The 21321-nt window shown below is 44.3% G+C and carries 20 protein-coding genes and 1 pseudogene; 12 read left to right on the forward strand and 9 right to left on the reverse strand.

Annotated elements, in window-relative coordinates; translation table 11 throughout:
• Positions 1–13: 13 nt before the first annotated feature.
• Both QVP94_RS04270 and QVP94_RS04275 read right to left on the reverse strand, forming a co-directional pair.
• Positions 14–559, reverse strand: coding sequence for a PG0215 family putative anti-sigma factor (locus QVP94_RS04270; protein ID WP_005854744.1), 546 nt, complete (start codon positions 557–559; stop codon positions 14–16).
• Positions 550–1101 carry a GFO_1088 family ECF-type sigma factor gene (locus tag QVP94_RS04275; protein WP_005854742.1) on the reverse strand — a complete coding sequence of 184 codons (552 nt, stop codon included), beginning with the start codon at positions 1099–1101 and terminating at the stop codon, positions 550–552. Before QVP94_RS04275 ends, QVP94_RS04270 begins: the two co-directional genes overlap by 10 nt.
• A 69-nt stretch (positions 1102–1170) precedes the next feature.
• Here QVP94_RS04275 and QVP94_RS04280 point away from each other — a divergent pair, with 69 nt between their 5' ends.
• The 5 genes from QVP94_RS04280 (at position 1171) to QVP94_RS04300 (ending at position 5058) form a co-directional block, all read left to right on the forward strand.
• Positions 1171–1623: a PepSY-like domain-containing protein gene (locus QVP94_RS04280; protein ID WP_005854740.1), complete on the forward strand. Its 453-nt coding sequence runs from the start codon at positions 1171–1173 to the stop codon at positions 1621–1623.
• A 77-nt stretch (positions 1624–1700) separates the two neighbouring features.
• Entirely contained in the window at positions 1701–2381 is a 681-nt protein-coding gene (locus QVP94_RS04285; protein ID WP_022192040.1) for a response regulator transcription factor, read from the forward strand.
• 2 nt (positions 2382–2383) lie between these two features.
• Entirely contained in the window at positions 2384–3655 is a 1272-nt protein-coding gene (locus QVP94_RS04290; protein WP_022192041.1) for a sensor histidine kinase, read from the forward strand.
• Positions 3656–3722: 67 nt separating this feature from the next.
• Positions 3723–4166: a PepSY-like domain-containing protein gene (locus QVP94_RS04295; RefSeq protein WP_005854734.1), complete on the forward strand. Its 444-nt coding sequence runs from the start codon at positions 3723–3725 to the stop codon at positions 4164–4166.
• Between the two features lie 49 nt (positions 4167–4215).
• Positions 4216–5058 carry a PepSY-like domain-containing protein gene (locus QVP94_RS04300; RefSeq protein WP_005854732.1) on the forward strand — a complete coding sequence of 281 codons (843 nt, stop codon included), beginning with the start codon at positions 4216–4218 and terminating at the stop codon, positions 5056–5058.
• A 119-nt stretch (positions 5059–5177) separates the two neighbouring features.
• Here the strand turns inward: QVP94_RS04300 and QVP94_RS04305 are convergent, their stop codons facing one another.
• The 3 genes from QVP94_RS04305 to truA are packed head-to-tail and all read right to left on the reverse strand — an operon-like array spanning position 5178 to position 7477.
• Positions 5178–5807, reverse strand: a complete 630-nt coding sequence (locus tag QVP94_RS04305; RefSeq protein ID WP_005854730.1) for a DUF3256 family protein — start codon at positions 5805–5807, stop codon at positions 5178–5180.
• A gap of 11 nt (positions 5808–5818) precedes the next feature.
• Complete coding sequence (locus QVP94_RS04310; RefSeq protein WP_005854727.1) at positions 5819–6715, reverse strand: DMT family transporter; 897 nt, start codon at positions 6713–6715, stop codon at positions 5819–5821.
• A 3-nt stretch (positions 6716–6718) separates the two neighbouring features.
• Positions 6719–7477 carry a tRNA pseudouridine(38-40) synthase TruA gene (gene truA / locus QVP94_RS04315; RefSeq protein ID WP_005854725.1) on the reverse strand — a complete coding sequence of 253 codons (759 nt, stop codon included), beginning with the start codon at positions 7475–7477 and terminating at the stop codon, positions 6719–6721.
• A 130-nt stretch (positions 7478–7607) separates the two neighbouring features.
• Here truA and QVP94_RS04320 point away from each other — a divergent pair, with 130 nt between their 5' ends.
• The 4 genes and pseudogenes from QVP94_RS04320 to QVP94_RS04335 all read left to right on the forward strand — a co-directional run bounded on the left by QVP94_RS04320 (position 7608) and on the right by QVP94_RS04335 (position 13822).
• Positions 7608–9206 carry an aspartate:alanine exchanger family transporter gene (locus tag QVP94_RS04320; protein ID WP_005854723.1) on the forward strand — a complete coding sequence of 533 codons (1599 nt, stop codon included), beginning with the start codon at positions 7608–7610 and terminating at the stop codon, positions 9204–9206.
• Positions 9207–9248: 42 nt separating this feature from the next.
• The gene (locus QVP94_RS04325; RefSeq protein WP_502685436.1) at positions 9249–11201 is read left to right on the forward strand and encodes an alpha-L-arabinofuranosidase family protein; all 1953 of its coding nucleotides are present in this window, start codon (positions 9249–9251) and stop codon (positions 11199–11201) included.
• A gap of 21 nt (positions 11202–11222) precedes the next feature.
• Positions 11223–11585, forward strand: coding sequence for an MmcQ/YjbR family DNA-binding protein (locus tag QVP94_RS04330; protein ID WP_005854719.1), 363 nt, complete (start codon positions 11223–11225; stop codon positions 11583–11585).
• A 92-nt stretch (positions 11586–11677) separates the two neighbouring features.
• A pseudogene (locus QVP94_RS04335) lies at positions 11678–13822 on the forward strand (HRDC domain-containing protein).
• Here QVP94_RS04335 and QVP94_RS04340 read toward each other — a convergent pair.
• Together QVP94_RS04340 and QVP94_RS04345 are read right to left on the reverse strand one after the other, a co-directional pair.
• The gene (locus tag QVP94_RS04340; protein ID WP_005854714.1) at positions 13793–15160 is read right to left on the reverse strand and encodes an MFS transporter; all 1368 of its coding nucleotides are present in this window, start codon (positions 15158–15160) and stop codon (positions 13793–13795) included. The pseudogene QVP94_RS04335 and the gene QVP94_RS04340 sit on opposite strands and share 30 nt — an antisense overlap.
• A 6-nt stretch (positions 15161–15166) precedes the next feature.
• Positions 15167–15790, reverse strand: a complete 624-nt coding sequence (locus QVP94_RS04345) for a DUF4923 family protein (protein WP_005854712.1) — start codon at positions 15788–15790, stop codon at positions 15167–15169.
• Between the two features lie 89 nt (positions 15791–15879).
• Between QVP94_RS04345 and QVP94_RS04350 the strand changes: the two genes are divergently transcribed.
• Positions 15880–17886 (forward strand): gluzincin family metallopeptidase, encoded by a 2007-nt coding sequence (locus tag QVP94_RS04350; RefSeq protein ID WP_005854711.1) that lies wholly within the window; start codon positions 15880–15882, stop codon positions 17884–17886.
• A 70-nt stretch (positions 17887–17956) separates the two neighbouring features.
• Here QVP94_RS04350 and QVP94_RS04355 read toward each other — a convergent pair whose 3' ends face one another.
• Positions 17957–18955: a class II fructose-bisphosphate aldolase gene (locus tag QVP94_RS04355; protein WP_005854709.1), complete on the reverse strand. Its 999-nt coding sequence runs from the start codon at positions 18953–18955 to the stop codon at positions 17957–17959.
• A 223-nt stretch (positions 18956–19178) separates the two neighbouring features.
• Here QVP94_RS04355 and QVP94_RS04360 point away from each other — a divergent pair, with 223 nt between their 5' ends.
• Both QVP94_RS04360 and QVP94_RS04365 read left to right on the forward strand, forming a co-directional pair.
• Positions 19179–19433 (forward strand): type B 50S ribosomal protein L31, encoded by a 255-nt coding sequence (locus tag QVP94_RS04360; RefSeq protein ID WP_005854707.1) that lies wholly within the window; start codon positions 19179–19181, stop codon positions 19431–19433.
• Positions 19434–19522: 89 nt separating this feature from the next.
• Complete coding sequence (locus QVP94_RS04365) at positions 19523–20620, forward strand: phosphotransferase enzyme family protein (RefSeq protein ID WP_005854705.1); 1098 nt, start codon at positions 19523–19525, stop codon at positions 20618–20620.
• Between the two features lie 65 nt (positions 20621–20685).
• Here QVP94_RS04365 and QVP94_RS04370 read toward each other — a convergent pair whose 3' ends face one another.
• Entirely contained in the window at positions 20686–21078 is a 393-nt protein-coding gene (locus QVP94_RS04370; RefSeq protein WP_005854703.1) for a Dabb family protein, read from the reverse strand.
• Positions 21079–21321 lie beyond the last annotated feature (243 nt).

Here is a 21321-nt window from a genome sequence, read left to right on the forward strand (position 1 = left end):
ATTTACAGTATTTTTATTCATTATCATCAAATAAAGAACGAAGCTCGTCCAATTGGTTATCTATAATCACACGATCGGCCTCATCAAGATCCACTTCCGGGAAGTACTCGTCCGTAGGAGTGGCCACCTCCTGCAAAGCTTCCAGCGCCATGGAGCGAACTTTATGAATATCCGTATAACAACGACCGTTTATAACGACATAATTATCCGAGCAGAAGCAAGGATCTACCGGATTCAACAGATGGTTAAGCCCCAAAAGCAGCAAGAAACTGGCGGCGATACCGGATACCAAATACAACACGGATCGTAAAGTAAATGTCTTCTTTTCCTCCACCTTTTCCGCATCCAGCATAAAAAGGATATCCTCATCAATCGGAATCAATGCCTCATCTGGCTGTCGTTCCTTCCGACTCTCTTCCTCCAAATAGGTAAACATAGGCGTATAGACCGCCAACCTGTCCGGAACATTCCCGGAAGTAAAGAAGGCTCGAAGTTCCCGCTCTTCTTCCGAAGAGGTTTCTCCTTCAAAATATCGGTTTAATAACTCGTCTATGTCCATTTCTCTTGTTTATTTAATTGTAAAAACTGTTCCCGTATCTTTTTCCGAGCCCTTGAGAGATTCACCCGGACATTCTCGACCGGTGTAGCCGTGATCTCCGCGATCTCGGCTAACTCATAGCCTTCTATATCCTTCATCCGGATAATGGTTTGCTGCAAAGTGGGCAACTGGGCGATCAAGCGCCGTATGCACTCGGCGGCATCCTTTTGCTCCAGTTGTTCGTCCGGGCTTACCGCTTCCGATATCAATGTAACGCTCTCCAACTCCGATCCCTGCGGCTTTCGCAACTTTATCTTATCCAATGAGAGATTTTTCGTAACCTGCATAGCCAGCGCCTCCACGCTATGGTAGGCATCCAGTTTTTCCCGGATATACCAAAGCTTTATGAATGCCTCTTGCACCACATCCTCAGCATCGGCTGCGTCCTCAACCAGTCTCCGGGAGAAATTCAACATCTTCTGCCGGAGAGGTAGTACGGTTATTTTAAACGTCTCAAGTTCCATTTCTATAATCAAGACGACAAAGGAAGAAAAACATATCATGGAAAATTAACTTATTTGGAAAAAACTTTGCCTGTCACCCGTTTGTTTGTAATAGAAAACTTAAACGTTATGAAACTAAAAGTATCATTTACAGCCATTTTATTCATGAGCTGCTGCTTATTCCTCACCGTAGGTTGCCAACAAAAGAAACAAGGTTTCGATGACAAATCGGTCTCTCAAGCGATTCAAAAGGTGATCCAGATAAAATATCCGGGGGCGACCATTACCGATTACGATAAAGATGCCGCAGGTGTAGAAGTCGACATCAAGGATAAAGGCGTTAAGAAAGAGGTTCTGCTCGGCAAAAATAACGAGTGGCTAAGTACGAAATTCGATATCCATGCCGAAGATGTTCCCGTAGACATCATGGATAACCTAACAAATTCGGCTTATCATGAATATAAGATAGATGAGGTGACACAAATAGACAAGCCTTCGGGAACATTTTACGTATTCAAACTAGAGCATGAGAACAATGAGGTTCGTCTCACGTTTAACTCAGAGGCCCAATTATTGAAGTAGAACGATACTGAATCTTTTCTTATTCCAGATTTTTATCAGAATATTTCAGTAGCTTTGTGTGATTAACAAGCTAGCCTATGAAAATTCTGGTAGTCGAAGATGAAAACGCACTGAGAGAAGTTATCGTTCGTTCTCTTGAAAAAGAACGATATGTGGTAGAGAGCGCTTCCTCTTTCCGGGAAGCTTCTCTTAAAATAAATGATTATGATTACGATTGTATCGTATTGGACATCATGCTTCCGGGAGGTAGCGGCCTTACCCTTTTGAAGGAATTAAGGGCCTTACGCAAGAAAGACAGTATCATCATTATCTCCGCAAAAGACTCTATCGAGGATAAAGTTACAGGATTAGATCTTGGGGCCGATGATTATCTGACCAAGCCTTTCCATCTGGCGGAATTGAACGCCCGCATCAAGAGCGTTATCCGCCGCAAGCAACAAGATGGGGAATTGCAACTGTCTTTAGCGAACCTAACGATATATCCCGATAAACATTCCGTCTATATAAACGGGAAAGAGATCGTATTGAACCGTAAGGAGTTCGATCTGCTCTACTATTTCATATCCAACCCCAACCGTTTGATCAGCAAAGCTACTTTAGCCGAGTCCGTCTGGGGAGATTATATAGACCAAGCCGATAATTTCGACTTCATCTATAGCCAAGTAAAAAACTTGCGAAAGAAATTAAAAGCCGCCGGAGCCATCCTCGAAATAAAGGCGGTCTATGGCTTCGGTTACAAAATGACCGACGAGGAATAAATATGAAGCTAATCCATTACACCCTCCGCAATTTATTTGTCCCCATATTGGTCATTTTCGCCGCTTGGGGATGTGTTTTCTGCCTTATGATTCTACATGAGGTAGAAGACGAGACAAATGACAGCCTTGAGAACTACAAAGAGATTATCATCCGCTCCGCCTTAGCGGACAGCACATTGCTGAAAGATCATGTGGATATCATGACCCGGTACTACATTCGTGAGGTTCCGGAAAGCGAAGCGAAACTAGATAAGGACGAGTTCTACGATACTACGGTATACATAGAGATAGAGCAAGAATACGAACCGGTTCGTGCCTTACGCACTTATTTCATGACAAAAGATCGTAAATTCTACGAACTGACGCTGGAGTTATCCACCTTAGAACAAGAAGATATGATCGAGACGATTATCTGGAGCATGGCCGTCTTATATATCGCATTGATAAGTTGCATCTTATTCGTGATCCATCGAGGATTCAAAAAAAGCTTTAAGCCTTTATATAAGCTATTAAGCTGGCTGAAAAGTTTTCAAGTAGGCAAATATAATCCTCCATTAAACAACCCTACACCCATCGAGGAATTTAAGATATTAAACGAGACCGTTCAAGAAAGCGTCAACCAGAGTGACAAGCTATACAACAAACAAAGACATTTCGTAGAGAATGCCGCCCACGAGTTACAAACTCCATTGGCCGTATGCATGAATAAATTAGAATTATTGAGCGAACATCCGGATTGCACGGAAGATCAACTGAAAGAGATCGCTGGCTTGCATCAAGCGTTGAACGGCATCATCCGGTTGAATAAATCCCTCCTATTACTTTCTCGGATAGATAACAAACAATTCCCCGAAACCCGGGATATTTGCCTAAATCATCTTATCCATAAGATATTAGAAGGAATTAATGACATATACGAAAGAAAAGCTCTCCACTTACGAGTTTCAGAAAAAGAGAGTTTGGTATGCACCATGAATGAATCGCTGGCCACTACGTTAATCACCAATCTCATTAAAAACGCCTATGTCCATAATTACGAGAAAGGGGATATAGGAATCACGATCTCTCGCCGTATGCTTACAATCGCAAATACGGGAATCGACAAAACCCTTGATAAGGAATTATTATTTGCCCGTTTTGCCAGCCAAAGCAAACAACAAGAATCGACGGGCCTTGGGTTGGCCATTGTCAAATCAATAGTCGATCTATATTCGATCCGGATAGATTACCAATACGCAAATGGCATGCATACATTCACATTATTATTCTATTAACGGCCGAAATTCCCAATTTTTTCCAAAATGCATCCTTTTCTTTGCGGTATAATAAAAAACAAGGCATATGAAAAGGATCAATTATTTACTGATAGTCTTATCATTATTATCTGTCATGGCTTGTGCCGGCAACGATAAGATCACGAGTGACACCAACATATTGCCGGTTTCCAGCCGCCAATTCATATCGGATCATTTTAAAGACATCCCAGTATCGCATATCCAAATAGAGAAAAATCTGATCCGGATTAGCAGTTACGACGTGATCCTCACGGACGGGACCAATGTTGAGTTTAACCATAAAGGAGAATGGAAAGAGATTAAACGGCATGGGCTCCCTATCCCGCCAGCGATCATTCCGGAGGTAATACAAGACCTTATCAAGAAAAACTATTCATCGAATAAGGTTGTTAAAATAGAAAAAGAGATACGGGATTATGAGATAAAGCTAGATAACGGTCTTGAGATGACATTCGACTTAAAAGGGAACTTGATTGATATCGATGACTAATAGACACTCTAAGATAAGTATTAATATATTTTTAATTAAAATCAATCGTATGAAAACAAAAGCATTCATAATGGCAACTTTGGTTTGCAGCTCATTCGTATTCATGTCATGTGATGACGATGATGACAAATTCACACCTGAGAGTATTGTAACAAAAGCCTTTGACACAAAATATCCGGATGCGCAACGTGTCAGTTGGGAGAACGAGGCAGGCTATGTCAAAGCAGAATTTTACACCGGTTCATATGAGGCTGAAGCGTGGTTTGATCCGCAAGGCAACTGGATGCTGACAGAGACCGATCTTCCTTACAACGCTTTGCCCCAAACCGTAAAAAACAGTTTCGAGGCAAGCCTATACGCTAAATGGAAGATAGACGATGTAGATATGCTAGAACGTCCGGACGCTGGTACCATTTACGTTCTCGACGTTGAAAATGGCGAGCAAGATGCAGACCTACATTATACGGAAGGCGGTATTCTCATCAAGGAAGTAACCGATGGTAACGGCGACAACGAGCATCGTCCCTCTGTTACCCCCAGCGCTATTAAGGAACTCATTTCAGAGATGTATCCGGGAGCGACAATCCTTGAGATAGATACGGAGACAAAAGGTATCGAGGTGGATATCCTTCATGAGAATATCCATAAGGAAGTTTGGCTGGATACCCAGAACAAATGGTTATATACGGAGTGGGAAATCCGCTCTTCCCAAGTACCCGATATCGTGATGACCGCATTCAAGGCCTCCGCATATGCCTCTTATCAAATCGATGATATCCATGTCATTCAAAAAGCGGAAGGACTCTCTTATGAGTTCGAACTGGAGCAAGGAGACCGAGATATAACGATTCTTTTTAATGAAGAAGGGATCTTAGTCTCTCCTACCCATTAAAAAAAGACTCTTTATCGCAGTACTACTGCAACCCACGTGCAATATTGCCGCAACCGCCGTGCAGTAGTACCGCAAAAAAACCTCTTGAACTATATCGGAGTGGACAGATAAGGAAAGAATTACTGAAAATGATATTTCTGCCACGTATAGACTTTCGGTTCACTGAGATACGGCTCTATTTTCTCACGAGCCTCTTGGCTCAGATATTGAGGAGTCGTATAAATGGCGGTCAAAGTCTGATCATCCGGACTCAATCGATATTGAATTAAATCCATATCCAAATGTGAGGCGGCCTCTTGATAGGCTTCGTCTTTCTTATCTATTCCCTGCTTGATATACCAATCGGAAGTTGGCTGCGTGAATAAATCGGATGTTGCCAAAGGCTCCCAATTGGTCGTGAAAAACTCGATACGGCTATCCGGAACCGGGCCGTTTACCGTAGAGATCATACAAACCACGTAGGTATTGTTTACCAAGGGAAGTAATTTCATCTCTACCGTGCTACGCTCCGTAGTCTGTAGCAAAAGGTAATCGTTCGTTAGCTTTTGCAAGGTAGAAAAGCCATTCATCGTATTTTTCAGCCGGGATTCTTTTCCTGAAGTATAAAGATCCACCAAATCCTTTCGCCAAGCGTGCTCCAATTGAGGAATGTATTGGTCTGGCATCGCCGTGAACACACTTGTCATATCTTGTGCGTTCATTCCCAACGCAAAGACACAGATCAACAACGTAACTATAACTCGTCTCATTATCTAATTTTCTATTTTGTCCCCAAATATAGGAATATCATTCCTAACAACACAAGGAATAAGTCGATCGCCTTGTTCTTTAAGTTTTTTTCATGGAAGAAGATGGCTCCCGCCAAGAATGTCACCAATACGTTACTCCGACGTACCATCGATACGATCGAGATCATGGAATCAGGGAATGTCAAGGCATAAAAGTACACCCAATCCGCCACGCATAAGAATACGGAGATAAAGATGATATTCCATCGCCATTGGAAAGGCGTGCTCTTTTTCCGGTTCGGATACCATAGAAACAACAGGATAAATGACATGATAACACATTGATAGACATTAAACCAGACTTGTACCGTCATTACATCCATACTACGCATCAAATGCTTATCATACAATCCGCTCATCGCTCCGGTCAAGATAGACAGGACCGTGAAGAAGATCCATTTATTATGGGCAAAATGAATCCCCTCTTTCTTCCCCGATGAGGAAAGGAGATAAAAGGAAGCGATAGAAAGCAAGACTCCGACCCATTGAAATAGATTCAGTCGTTCCCCGAACAGAAGCATCGCACCCAGTAATGTAAGCACGGGCTGGCTGGCCTTGATCGGCCCGGTTATCGTCAGCGGCAAATGTTTCAAGGCAAAATACCCCGATATCCAAGAGGATAAGACGATCACCGCCTTTATCAATACCTTCAGATGGTCCTCCAAAGAGGCACGGGGTACATACACCATCGTCCCGTCCAAGCAATCCGTATAAAAAGAGAGCAAGATGAACGGGACGAAAATCAAACTGCTTATGAGCGTATTGAAGAATAAAACGGGAATAACGGCATTCCCATTTAACGACATTTTCTTATTGACCTCGTAACAACCTAACAAGAAGGCGGAGAGGAAGGCTAGAGCTAACCACATGGTTTAACCCTCCACAGGAAAGAGTTCTTCCGGGTACGTGACGTCTACCAAGAACAGGGCGTGTCCCGGCACGGAGGTTCCGGCCTTGCAACGATCCTTTGCCTCAATCACGTTTCGGAAGCCGTCTATCGTTAAACGTCCTCTTCCGACTTCCAATAAAGTACCAACGATCGCACGCACCATATTACGAAGGAAACGGTCTGCACGGATCGTAAACACCCAAATATCCCCTTCTTGCGTCCAACCCGCATGTTGGATATGGCAATTATTCGTCTTTACATCCGTATGCAACTTACTGAAACTCGTAAAATCGATATAATCGAATAAGACCTTACACGCCTCGTTCATCGCCTCGAAATCCAAACGACCGGGAAGCTTATAAACCAGCTCGTAATTAAACGGGTCTTTCCTTGTAGTAATATAATATTTATAGGTTCGTGAAGTGGCGTCGAAGCGGGCATGCGCTTCCGGTACGACAGGCACGATCTTATAAACGGCGATATCTTTAGGCAGCAGCCTATTTAATTTTTCCGCAAGGAAAGCCAAATCCTCGATCGGTCCTTCCCAATCAAAATGGGCGATCATTAAGCGGGCATGTACACCGGCATCGGTACGGCCGGCCCCCACAATAGGCACGGGCTTACGCATCAAGATGGCCAAGGCCTCCTCTATAGATTGCTGCACCGTCATACCATTCGGCTGGATCTGCCAACCCCGAAAATTCTTTCCGTTATACCCCAGATATATAAAATATCGTCTCACGCTTATACTCTTTACTTTATCTTTTCTAAAATATGGCACAAAGGTACAGAAATCCAGCCAAGCCGTTGCCTGAATGGACTAAAAAGTTTAATTTTGCATCTTTAACAGCTTCACTTCAAAACTATCTGACATGTTTGAAACATTACTTCAGTCTTCTTATTTTGCCCTGTTTCTGATCATAGCGCTTGGATTCATGCTAGGCCGGATACAGATCAAAGGTCTTTCGCTAGATGTATCGGCAGTTATTTTCATCGCCTTGTTATTCGGCCATTTCGGGGTTATCATACCCAAGGAATTAGGGAATATGGGGTTGGTGTTATTCATCTTTACCATTGGTATCCAAGCGGGCCCCGGATTTTTCGACTCCTTCCGTTCCAAAGGCAAGACACTCATTATCCTGACGTTATTAATTGTCGGTTCGGCATGCCTGACAGGAATCTTATTCAAGTATATCTTGGATATCGATACCCCGAGTATCGTCGGTCTGATCGCTGGGGCATTGACGAGTACGCCCGGTTTAGCGGTAGCGATCGACTCCACGCAATCATCCGCAGCATCCATCGCCTATGGTATCGCTTATCCGTTCGGCGTAATCGGTGTGATCCTTTTCGTGAAGCTATTGCCAAAAATGCTTCGCAAGGATTTGATAGCTGAGGCTAAAGCGCTGGAAACCCAAAGGAAAAGCCAATATCCTACATTACATACCGCCGCATTTAAAGTCACGAATAAAAACATCTGCGGAAAGAGTTTGGCTCAATTGCAGGTACGGGCCATGACCGGAGCGGTAGTCTCCCGTATCAAGCACAACAATGTCATTTCTATGCCAACTCCCCATACCTCACTTCACGAGGGTGATTTATTGAAGGCCGTAGGTAATGACAAAGCCTTGGAGCAACTGACATTATTGTTGGGAGAACGTGTCGAGGGAGATTTACCGTTAAGTGGCGGACAGACTTTGCAATCCTTGTTACTTACCAATAAGAGCATTATCAATAAATCGCTAGGGCATTTAAATTTACAAGGCACTTTCGGTTGTACGGTAACCCGTGTGCGTCGAAGCGGAATCGACCTTTCTCCAGAACCTAATTTAGTGTTGAAGTTTGGAGATAAGTTGATGGTCGCCGGCGAGAAAGAAAGCGTAAATGAACTCGCCCAATTCATTGGCAATGACGAGAAACGTCTTTCAGATACGGACTTTTTCCCGATCGCTATGGGTATCGTATTAGGCGTATTGTTTGGAAAATTAAATATATCCTTCTCGGATTCCTTCTCATTCTCTCCTGGACTGACCGGCGGTATCCTTATGGTTGCCTTGGTATTAAGCGCCATCGGAAAAACAGGTCCGATCATCTGGTCTATGTCCGGTTCCGCTAATAACCTGCTTCGCCAATTGGGGTTATTACTATTCCTCTCCGAAGTAGGGACATCTGCCGGTGTAAACCTAGTTTCCATTTTCCAATCAAGCGGTTTAACGTTATTCGGAGTCGGTATCGCTATAACAATGATCCCTATGATCGTAGCTGTATTAGCCGGATATTATTTCTTTAAGATCAACATTCTCGATTTAGTCGGAACAATCGCCGGCGGTATGACCAGTACCCCGGGACTTGCCGCCGCAGATTCTATGACAGACAGCCCAGCCCCAAGCGTGGCTTATGCGACGGTTTATCCGATAGCGATGGTATTCCTGATCTTGTTTATACAGATGATAGCGAATTTGATTGTCTAAATCTTTATTTATTGAAAAACATAGAATATGAGAAGAAAGAACATGAAAAAAACCGCGGCTTTATTCCTCTTAAGTGTAGGTGTAAACTGCATGACCGCACAAGACATCGTTCCTGTCCATGGGTTTGACATCGATATACAGAAAGTAGGCTCGCCTATCCAGTCAACCATGTATGGAATCTTCTTCGAGGATATCAATTTCGGGGCAGATGGAGGATTGTATGCGGAGCTAATCAAGAACCGCTCCTTCGAGTTTGAGAATCCATGGGGAGGTTGGGAGCCTTTCGGCGATGTAAGTATAGCTGAGAAGAATCCCTGTTTCAACAAAAACCCCCATTACGCACACCTGACTTATACCGGGCAAATCACCGGAACCGGTCTGGAGAACGAAGGCTTCAAAGGTATCGGTATAAAGGCTGACGAAAATTACGACTTTTCCTTATATGCCCGTACCGAGACCAATAACCCGATCAAACTACGTATTGAATTAGTAAACAGGGATAACGATATTTATGAGACACAACACCTAGAGATAAAAGGAAAAGACTGGAAGAAATATTCCGTTATCTTGTCTCCCAAAGCTACCGAGGCTAAATCACGCCTACGCATCACGATGGAAACGGCAGGTACTTTGGATATGGAACATATCTCCCTTTTCCCGGAAAAAACATTCAACAATCGCACGAACGGCCTACGCCGCGATCTGGCACAAGCGTTGAAAGATCTAAAGCCGGGAATCTTTCGTTTCCCGGGTGGATGTATCGTTGAGGGTACAACCATCGCCACACGCTACCAATGGAAAAATACGGTAGGCCCCGTAGAGAACCGGCCTATCAATATCAGCCGATGGAATTATACATTTCCTCACAAGAAATTCCCGGATTATTATCAATCTTACGGTTTGGGATTCTTTGAGTATTTCCAATTAAGCGAAGATATCGGAGCCGAGCCCCTGCCTGTATTGAATTGCGGGCTGTCATGCCAGTTTGAGAATGAGGGTATGGACCAGCATGTGCCGGTAGATAAATTACAACCTTATATAGACGATGCCTTGGACTTAATCGAATTCGCCAATGGCCCGATTACCTCCCAATGGGGCAAAGTGCGTGCGGATATGGGGCATCCGGCTTCTTTTAATCTGAAATTTATCGCTATCGGCAACGAGCAATGGGGACCATTATATCCCGAACGCCTCGAACCATTCGTGAAAGCCATCCGAGCCAAATATCCGGAGATCAAAATCATCGGCAGTTCCGGTCCTGATTCGGAAGGAAAAGATTTCGAATATCTATGGCCGGAGATGAAACGCTTAAAAGTAGATCTGGTGGATGAACATTTCTATCGCTCACCGGAATGGTTCCTAAATAGTGCCAAACGATATGATTCGTATGATCGGCAAGGCCCCAAAGTGTTCGCCGGTGAATATGCTTGCCACCCGACTAACCGGGAGAATAGCTTCCTGACCGCATTATGCGAGGCTGCGTTTATGACCGGTCTTGAACGGAATGCCGACGTGGTGGAATTATGTACATACGCCCCTTTATTCGCACATGTCGATGCGTGGCAATGGCGTCCGGACTTAATCTGGTTCAACAACCTAAACATCGTGAAAACTCCTAACTACTATGTACAACAATTATACGGGCACAATGCCGGAACAAACGTATTGCCCCTGACGATGAACAAAGAAGCCGTTACCGGGCAAAGCGAGCTATTCGCCACAGCCGCCCTCGACAAAGGCACAAACGAGCTCATCATCAAAATCGTCAATACCGGCATCCAGAGCAAAAAGATCCAATTAAACCTAAACGGAATCTCATCCGGCAAGCATAAAGGAAAGTTGATGGTCTTACATGCCTCAGACTTAGAAGCGAAGAACACATTGGGTAAACCGGAAACAGTCATACCCATTGAATCAGCGGTGGAACTAGAGGCTCCCGCTACTGAAGTCTCCGTCCAACCATTGAGTTTCTTAGTCTATAGGATATCGCTATAATCTATCATACATACGAATGTTATGAATATTGAAGAGTTTAGGGAATATTGCCTTTCGTTGAATGGTGTTTATGAAAAAATGCCTTTCACGAATGTTCCTGATAAATACAGTCGGGACGTTCTTTGCTTTTATGTAGGAAGTAAATGGTTCTGCTTCGTAAATATCGAAGTATTTGATTTTTGCTGTATCAAATGTGACCCGAATGAATCGGGAGAGTTGCAAGCTCGATACTCTGGCATAACACCCGGTTGGCATATGAATAAAAAATACTGGATTAGTGTCTATTTTAATCAAGATGTACCCGACAACAAGATCAAAGAGCTTATAAAACAATCCTACGATATCGTATATCAATCTCTTCCTAAAAAGGAAAAAGGGATGTAGATTTTAGCGCAGTTACTCCGTTTATTTTCCATTTGAGAAGGACGTTTGAAAGATTATACGTACATTTGTGAATTCACCTAAACAGCTTAAATATGATGCAGACGAATTTACAATTGGACCTTGCCTTCAACTATCTGGAAAATACCGGAACCAACATCTTCCTTACCGGAAAAGCGGGAACAGGAAAGACCACATTCTTGAAAAAACTTAAAGAGACTTCCCCAAAACGGATGATTGTGGTAGCACCTACCGGAGTGGCGGCGATTAATGCGGGAGGGGTAACCATTCACTCCTTCTTTCAGCTACCTTTCGGACCGTATATACCGGGTAGCGAAATGGCCTCCGGGCAAAATAAATCCTATTCTCATAAATTCAGCCGGGATAAGATCAATATCATCCGTAGTATGGACCTGCTCGTGATTGATGAGGTCAGTATGGTACGTGCCGATTTGCTGGATGCTATCAGTGATATGCTACGTCGTTATCGGGATAGGAATAAACCCTTTGGGGGCGTTCAATTATTATTGATCGGAGATTTACAACAATTAGCCCCCGTAGCGAAGGAGGACGAATGGAATTTGTTGAGAGAACATTACGCCTCTCCCTTCTTTTTTGACAGTAAGGCTCTTTCCGAAAGTGATTATCTTTGCATCGAATTAACTCAAGTATATCGCCAAGCGGACGATACGTTCGTACGCTTATTGAACAATATCCGGGAAAACCGCTTCGACGAGAATACGCTACACACCTTAAACCAACGTTATATCCCCAATTTTAAACCAAATGACAAAGCAGGTTATATCACGCTGACAACCCATAATTATCAAGCCCAGCAAATCAATAACCGGAAGTTGCAAGAATTACCCGGCCCGGCTTATACGTACAAGGCGGAGATCAAGGATGACTTTCCAGCTTACTCCTACCCGACCGACGAGGTATTGGAGCTAAAGCAAGACGCTCAAGTCATGTTCGTAAAAAACGACTCTTCCGGCGAAAGGCGATATTATAACGGAAAGATCGGCCGAATTGTCTTCATCAGCCCGAGCAAGATTATCGTATCCGACGAATTAGGAAACGATATCACCGTAGACCGGGAGACATGGACAAACGTGAAATATACGATCGACGAGAACACGAAGGATATCACGGAGACAATCGCCGGCTCTTTCAGCCAATACCCACTGAAAACCGCTTGGGCGATCACGATCCATAAAAGCCAAGGCTTGACTTTCGAGCATGCCATCATCGACGCATCCGCCGCCTTCTCACACGGACAAGTCTACGTTGCTTTGAGCCGTTGCAAGACATTGGAAGGAATGGTATTAAGTAGCCCGATCACTCGAAACGCCATGATTAGCGATGAGAAGATATTAAGTTATACCTCTTCCCTCTCGGAGCGTCAACCGTGTGAAGACCAACTGCGTCAAGCCCAACAATAGTATTATTTGAGATTGGCAACCGAGCTATTCGACTTCAATCCCGTACAACAAAAGTTGCAATATACATCTTACGCGGCATACACCCATCTGCAAAAACTATACCCGGAATTAAGCAACCAATATCCCCGGGTACGGGATTATTTCCGTTCGGATATAGTAGAAGTAGGCGAACGTTTCTGCCAGCAACTCACCCGTATGATCTCCAGCACGAATCTCTATGATACGGACGAGCATATACAAGACCGCATCCGAAAAGGTTGCGCTTACTTTCTGGAAAAGATCGAGACCTATTGCCTCCCTTTGATAGAGGCTTCCGATGTAGAGATCGACAATAAAGAGGCCCGTAAGGCATTTACATCCGCATTAAAAGCTTTCAGCGATGAGCTTACGATCAAGGTCGCTACATTAAAAGCCTGCCAAGATGGTTTTCGTCTCATCGACTATCTATCCGCCAAGGCTAAAGCGAACATTGAGGAGTCGGCTGTTGCCAGCAAGCAGAAATCGACGCGGAAATCGACGGAAGCGGAAAAGATCCCCGTCTCCACGGATGTCTTACATCCTGAGCTATATGCCCGTTTGAAACAATGGAGATACGAGCTTGCCGTAGAAAAGGAGTTGCCTCCTTACACGATCTTGCAACAGAAAGCCTTAATTGGCGTTTGCAACACTTTGCCCACGAACTCGAAAGAACTGTTGAAGATACCCGGAATCGGCAAAAAGATCATAGAGAACTACGGTGAGACCCTATTAGAAATCGTATCTTCCTACTCACCTTCCACGCATGGGAACGGGCTGTGAGATACGGAGACAACTCACGATAGCGGCGACTAAAGCGAAACCGATCGCTACATACATACAAACCGGCATACTATCGGTGGCAGAGGTAACACTAAAGATCAAAGCGACAAATGTCGTCCCCAGCGTTTGCCCCAACAGTCGTGCCGTACCTTGCATACCGTTCGCCCCGCCACTCCGGGAACGAGGGGCGGCCGATATCATCGTGCTATTATTCGGGGTCTGGAACAGGCCGAAACCCATACCGCAAAGCATCAATCGCCAAGCGATATCCATATTGGTGGGTTGCTCCGGCAATAAAGCCAATAGAAGAAGTCCGGTCGCATACACCACCATTCCGATACCGCCTAACAATCCGGGATGATATTTCTCGATCAGCCTCCCGGCCACCGGAGCGATCAAGATCGTCGCTACCGGCCAAGGAGTCAACAGCAGCCCCGTCTCCACCTCATTTCTTCCGGCCACATTTTGCAAATAAAAGGGTAATGATACCATCGCCAACAACTGTGCCGTAAATGAAGTAATCGAGGATAATACGGACAAGGCGAATATCGGAATCCGCATCAAGTCCAATGGCAATATCGGAACCTCCTGCCGTAGTTGCCTGCGGATAAAAAATGTTCCGATCACCAATAGAAGAAGAACCTGTAAAGCGATCATTCTCCAGTTCTCATGATGGGCGATGCCTTCCAACGAATAAATCAGCAATCCGAAAGTCAGGGCATTCGAGATTCCACCGATCTTATCAAACTTTCGTTTCGGCCCATCCTTGCAAGGATTTTGAGGCAAAAGAAAATAACCCGTTATAATCGCGCAAATCCCTAAAGGTACGTTGATAGCGAACAACCAATTCCAAGAAGCGACTGATAAGATAGCGCCCGCCAACGACGGCCCGGCAGCAATCGATACCGCCACGACCATGGCATTGATACTCATTCCCCGCCCTATATATTGAGGAGGATAAATAATACGAAGTAAAGCGGTCGTCACGCTCATGATAGCCGAGGCTCCGATCCCTTGCAATATTCTCGCGACCGTCAACATGGCGAAAGACGAGGATAAGGCACAGAATAATGACGTTGAGCAGAATATTGTCGTCCCGATCAAGAAAATCCGCTTATATCCATAAATATCTCCCAAAGCAGAGAATGATAAAAGAGACATCGTAATCGTCAGCTGATAAGCGTTGACAATCCAGATCGTGGAGGAAGGGGATGTCCCGAATTCACGGGACAAGGTAGGAAGCGCCACGTTGACAATCGTACCGTCCAACACGGACATGGTCAATGCCAACGCAACCGCTATTACTGCCCAATAACGCCTCGGTATAAATCGTATCATATTACATTATTTCTTCAAATCGAAACCCAGCATCATGCCATCATATTCACTTGCCAACTTATTGATAGCTTTCAAGGTCGTATTGCTGGATATAGAAGAAACCGTGCTCAAGAACTTCAGTAATTTGTCCGCGTTAAAAAGCAATGTCAACTCATTACCAGAAAGGACGACATGGGCGGTAAGCGTAGAAACGGTCAGCTTCTTATTACCTACCGTATACCGTAACGTCACCGTTTTATCCTCTGGATTCACCGAATAAGTACCTTTCAGGCTTCCCCTTTTCAATGCGCTCGTAAACGTACTATCCGAATTAAAGACATAATTAAATACACCTTCCACGATACCTACTTTCGCGCAATATTCCTTCATTTTCTTCTCTGCCTCGGTAGCCGCCAAGCTTCCCGCTACATTCTTCAAGGCATTATCACCTTCCAGTTGCAGGGCAGGGTTCACATACATCCAAGTTCCCTGTAAATTCTCGAAAGTCACGGCTTTCCCTCCGGTGACAGAAGTCACGGCGTTCTTTACGGCAGATGAATTTAAGATATCTTTCAAGGACTGTCCCTTCATGTTTCCGGGAATCAACAAAAGGCCGCATACGACCATCCACATACATAGTAACTTTTTCATCTCTTTGTTTTTTACTCAATTAGAAAAATCGGCCAAAGATACGAATATTATTCATACATTTGTTTTAAATAACTTTATACAAACATACCATGAGAAAGCAAGTCGTACGTATTTGTATGTTACTGGCCTGCGCCTTTAGCTTTATGCAAGGGCAAGCCAGCATCCAGCCTTCTATCGTAAAAGCTACGATTGACGAGCTAATAGCCAAGGACGCTAAGAATCAAGCAGGAATCACAAAGGGTGTCGAGCAAGTAGCCCGCCTCTGGCAAACCTCCGATGGGGATGAGCAAGCGTTTCAAACCTTCTGCCGGGAGAATTATCTATCCGATCCCGCCGAAAAAGACCAAGTTTTCCTCAAGATCAGCGAGTATATTGAAGGTATCAATGGCAATTTCAACGAGATGGTACTCTGTCTGCAACGAAATTTGAACCTAGATACCGGACCTCTACACGCCATCGATGAGAAATTCGGATCCTACAGCCCCAGTTCCCACCTAATGGACGATCTATACGCCAACAAGATCGGCTTCATCATCGCCCTCAACTTTCCCCAACTTACTCTCAAGGAGAAAGAGGCGTTAGGGAATGACCGTAAAGCATGGGCCTACGCCCGGCTAGGCGATATGTTTACGGAACGGATACCGGCGGAAGTAAAGCAAGCCGCCGCAGATACGGAAAGTGACGCGGATATTTACATAGCGGATTATAATATCTATATGGGGCATTTACTAACTCCTAAAGGAAAAACCATTTTCCCCTCCGACATGCGCTTACTTTGCCATTGGAACCTTCGCGACGAGATCAAGGCCAATTATAACAAAGGAAAAGAGGGATTGGAAAAACAACGGATGGTATATGAGATCATGAAGCGAATCATCTCGCAAGAAATCCCGAAAGAGGTGATCAACTCGGATCGTTACGAATGGAACCCGTACGCCAATACGTTATCTCAAGCAGGAAATGAACTAGAAGGTACCCCTGAAAGCCCGGCCCGCTATCAGAAAATGTTGAATAACTTCAACGCCATGCAGCGTATAGACAAATATACGGGAAACACCTATATAGACCGTAAGTTCACGGAAGATATGGAAATAGATGTCAACGATGTAGAAGCCCTGTTCGATCAATTCCTTTCCGCCCCCGAACTAAAGGAAGTGGGGAAAATCATCTCCAAACGCCTCGGACGCAAACTGGAAGCCTACGATATATGGTACGATGGCTTCAAGGCCCGTAGCAATCTGGACGAGAACAAGCTAAACGAGCAAACCCGTACCCTGTATCCCGATGCGGTAACGATGGAAAAGAAGCTACCGGAAATATTACAGAAACTAGGATTCAGCCCCGATCGTGCCCAATATCTAGCGGATAAGATCGCAGTCGATCCCGCCCGTGGTTCCGGTCATGCGTGGGGAGCCTCCATGAAAGGCCAGCGTTCCCGTTTACGTACCCGTATCCCTTCACAAGGGATGGATTACAAAGGATATAATATCGCCATCCACGAGTTCGGACATAACGTAGAGCAAACGATCTCATTATATGATGTCGATTATTATATGCTCAACGGAGTTCCCAATACGGCTTTCACCGAAGCGCTGGCCTTTGTCTTCCAGAAAAGAGACCTTGAGTTACTGGGCATAAAAGACGAGAATCCGGAAAAAGAAAAGATGGATATCTTGGATAAGATATGGAGCATGTATGAGATTTGCGGTGTTTCCATGCTGGATATCTCCGTATGGAAATGGATGTACGCACATCCTAACGCTACCGCCGGGGAATTGCAGGAGGCCGTGATCCGTCTTTCCAAGGAAATCTGGAATAAGTATTACGCTCCGGTATTCGGTGTAAAAGACGAGACCGTTCTAGCGATTTACTCCCATATGATCGGTTATCCGCTCTACCTTTCCGCCTACGCTTTCGGACAGATTATCGAGTTCCAGCTAGAGAACTACCTCAATGGCAAGGATTTCGCGAATGAGGTTAGCCGGATATTCAAGCAAGGCCGCCTCACCCCGAATGTGTGGATCAAGCAAGCTACCGGCAACGATCTTACCGTAGATCCGATGTTGGAAGCGCTTCGTAAGGTATTAAAAGACTAAACTACAGACCAAAAGAAAAGCCATCCCGATACCGAGATGGCTTTCTTTATTTATATCAAGAAACTTCCGATTATAACTTGTCGTTAGAACCAAGAACGTTGATGATCTTGTGTTTGTAAAGTTTCTCCATGTTATCACGAGCCGGGCCCAGATATTTACGAGGATCGAATTCAGCCGGTTTCTCAGCGAAAGTCTTGCGGATAGCGGCAGTCATCGCCAAACGAGAGTCTGAGTCGATATTGATCTTACATACAGAAGATTTAGCAGCCTTACGCAACCACTCTTCAGGAATACCGATAGCAGCCTTCAAAGCGCCACCGAATTTGTTGATAGTCTCAACCTCTTCCTGAGGAACAGAAGAAGAACCGTGAAGAACGATAGGGAATCCCGGAAGTTTCTCCATAACAGCGTCCAAAACGTCGAATGCCAATGGAGGAGGAACCATCTTACCTGTAACAGGGTCGATCGTACATTGCTCCGGAGTGAACTTATAAGCACCGTGAGAAGTACCGATTGAGATAGCCAAAGAATCGCAGCCCGTACGAGTAGCGAAGTCGATAACTTCCTCAGGATTGGTATAAGTGTGGTGGTCTGAAGAAACCTCATCCTCAACACCTGCCAATACACCAAGCTCGCCTTCTACAGTTACATCGAATTGATGAGCGTACTCAACAACTTTCTTAGTCAAAGCGATGTTCTCTTCATAAGGAAGGTGAGAACCGTCGATCATTACAGATGAGAAGCCAGAGTCGATACAGCTCTTGCAAGTCTCAAACGTATCACCATGGTCTAAGTGAAGAACGATCTGAGGATTCGGGCAACCTAATTCCTTAGCATATTCAACAGCACCCTGTGCCATGTAACGAAGCAAAGTAGCGTTTGCGTACTGGCGAGCGCCCTTTGAAACTTGCAAAATAACCGGAGATTTTGTCTCTACAGCAGCCTTGATGATAGCCTGCATCTGTTCCATGTTATTGAAGTTGAAAGCAGGGATAGCATATCCGCCCTTGATAGCCTTAGCGAACATTTCTTTTGTGTTCACCAAGCCCAAATCTTTGTAATTTACCATAGTTGTTATTATGTTATTACGTTAATGATTAAAAACTTGCACAAAGATAATCAAGATTCACGACAAATGATGCTTCAAAGCATATAAAATAACACAAAATCAACGCCCTTGAAAAAAATAATACGATTTTCTTTGTTTGTTTGTGGCAAACCCTTACCTTTGCAAGCCAAAATACCGGTTACCAAATATATACAGAGTATAAATTAAAATAGATAATAAAGCAATGAAAAAAGGTATTCATCCTGAAAATTATCGTCCTGTAGTATTTAAGGACATGTCAAACGATGATGTATTCATCACTCGTTCTACTATTAACGCTAAAGAGACGATCGAGATCGACGGCGTAACTTATCCGTTGGTAAAGGTCGAGATCTCTAACACTTCTCACCCGTTCTACACTGGTAAGTCTAAGTTGGTCGATACAGCCGGACGTGTTGATAAGTTCATGAGCCGTTATGGTAACCGTAACAAGAAATAAGATTTCTTTCTTTAAGAAATAAAAAAAGGTCACGATTTGTATCGTGGCCTTTTTTTGTATCTTTGCCGGAGTTAACATAATGAAATATCATGGCAAAAACGAAAGAACAATTACTAAACATCTTGGATCAGTTCCAGTTGGACGAGAAAGTAGTTTCCGCTGAACCATTCGGAAACGGACACATTAATGATACATTGAAAGTGACCAACGAGAAAGGGGAGATCAAATACGTGCTACAGCGTATCAACCATTTAATCTTCACCAATGTGGATATGCTGCAAAATAACATCCATGTGGTTACCACTCATATCCGCAAAAAGCTGGAGGAAAAAGGTGAAACGGATATCGACCGTAAGGTATTAACCTTCTTGCCGACTAAAGACGGGAAAAAATATTATTTCGATGGAGATAGTTATTGGCGGGTATGCCTATTCATCCCTCGCAGCAAAAGCTATGAGGAAGTAACTCCTGAGCTTTCTTATGAGGCTGGCAAAGCGTTCGGTGATTTCCAGACCATGTTGTCCGATATACCCGAGGGTACGCTGGGCGAGACCATCCCGGATTTCCATAATATGGAGTTCCGCTTGCGACAATTCCATGAGGCTGTAGCCGCTAATCCGGCAGGCCGGTTGGAAGAAGTGAAAGATTTGGTAGAGGAGATCGAGAAACGTGCCGAAGCGATGTGCATTCAAGAACGCCTGTACCGTGAGGGCCAATTGAAGAAACGCACGAACCATTGCGATACAAAAGTTAACAATATGATGTTTGACGCTGATAGCGACAAGGTGCTTTGCGTGATCGACTTGGACACCGTGATGCCGGGCTTCGTCCTTTCCGATATCGGCGACTTTATCCGTACCGGAGCCAATACGGGTGCCGAGGACGATGAGAATCTGGATAACGTAAACGTTAATATGGAGATATTCAAAGCCTATACCCGTGGATACATGGAAAAGGCCAAGGCGTTCTTAACTCCTACCGAGATCAAATTGCTACCTTACGGTGGACGCTTATTGACTTATATGCAGACCGTTCGTTTCTTAACCGATTATATCAACGGCGATACCTATTACAAGATCCATAGCCCGAAACATAACTTAATCCGTACGAAAGCCCAATTCAAGCTACTTCAAAGCCTGGAAGCCCATGCGGAAGAGATGGATCAGTTCATGAATCAATGGTTATAATATAAAGTAACTAAGGAATATAAAAACGGGCGGGGTGACTCATCGATTCATCCCGCCCATTCTTTTTATTTCGTCCAATAATCCAACACCGTAACCGCCGATGCCTTCCCTCCTAACACCTTGCCAAATGCTTTATGCGCCGGATGTACCAAATAGGCGTCCCGATCCGCATCCGAATGAAAAGTCAAGAAAAAGCAATGAGTCAAGCCCTGTTGCAATCCCTCCGGACTACAATCCGTTCCCCACTCATATCCTTTGATCAAGTCGATTTGAGAAGGCAACTTACAAAAGGCATCCTCAACCTCTTTCACCTGCGCCTCGGACACATCCGGCTTAAAACCGAACATAACAACATGGCGAAGAACTTTCTCCGGCTTTTGATCACTCGAATAGCTTACCATTAATACAGAAAATACGATAATCGCAAGGATAAATAATACAGATACTACTTTCTTCATGATATTCAAGATTAGATTTCTATTGCATTTATACGGCCCAAAGATAGTATAAAATCCAGTACAGCTTGCCCAAAACCTCCGTATCCTTTAGTCCTTTCCATCCCTATCTTTAGACTTTTCCTCTAGAGACATCCATCATCTATCAACTGTTGGACGATCATGCAACGACTGGTAGAAGATCGTGCAACAGTTGGTAGATGATCATGCAACGGCTGTTGCATGATGAATACAAGCAGACAAAAA

The organism is Parabacteroides sp. CAG:2 (genome assembly GCF_000436315.1).
Classification (GTDB): Bacteria; Bacteroidota; Bacteroidia; order Bacteroidales; family Tannerellaceae; genus Parabacteroides; species Parabacteroides distasonis.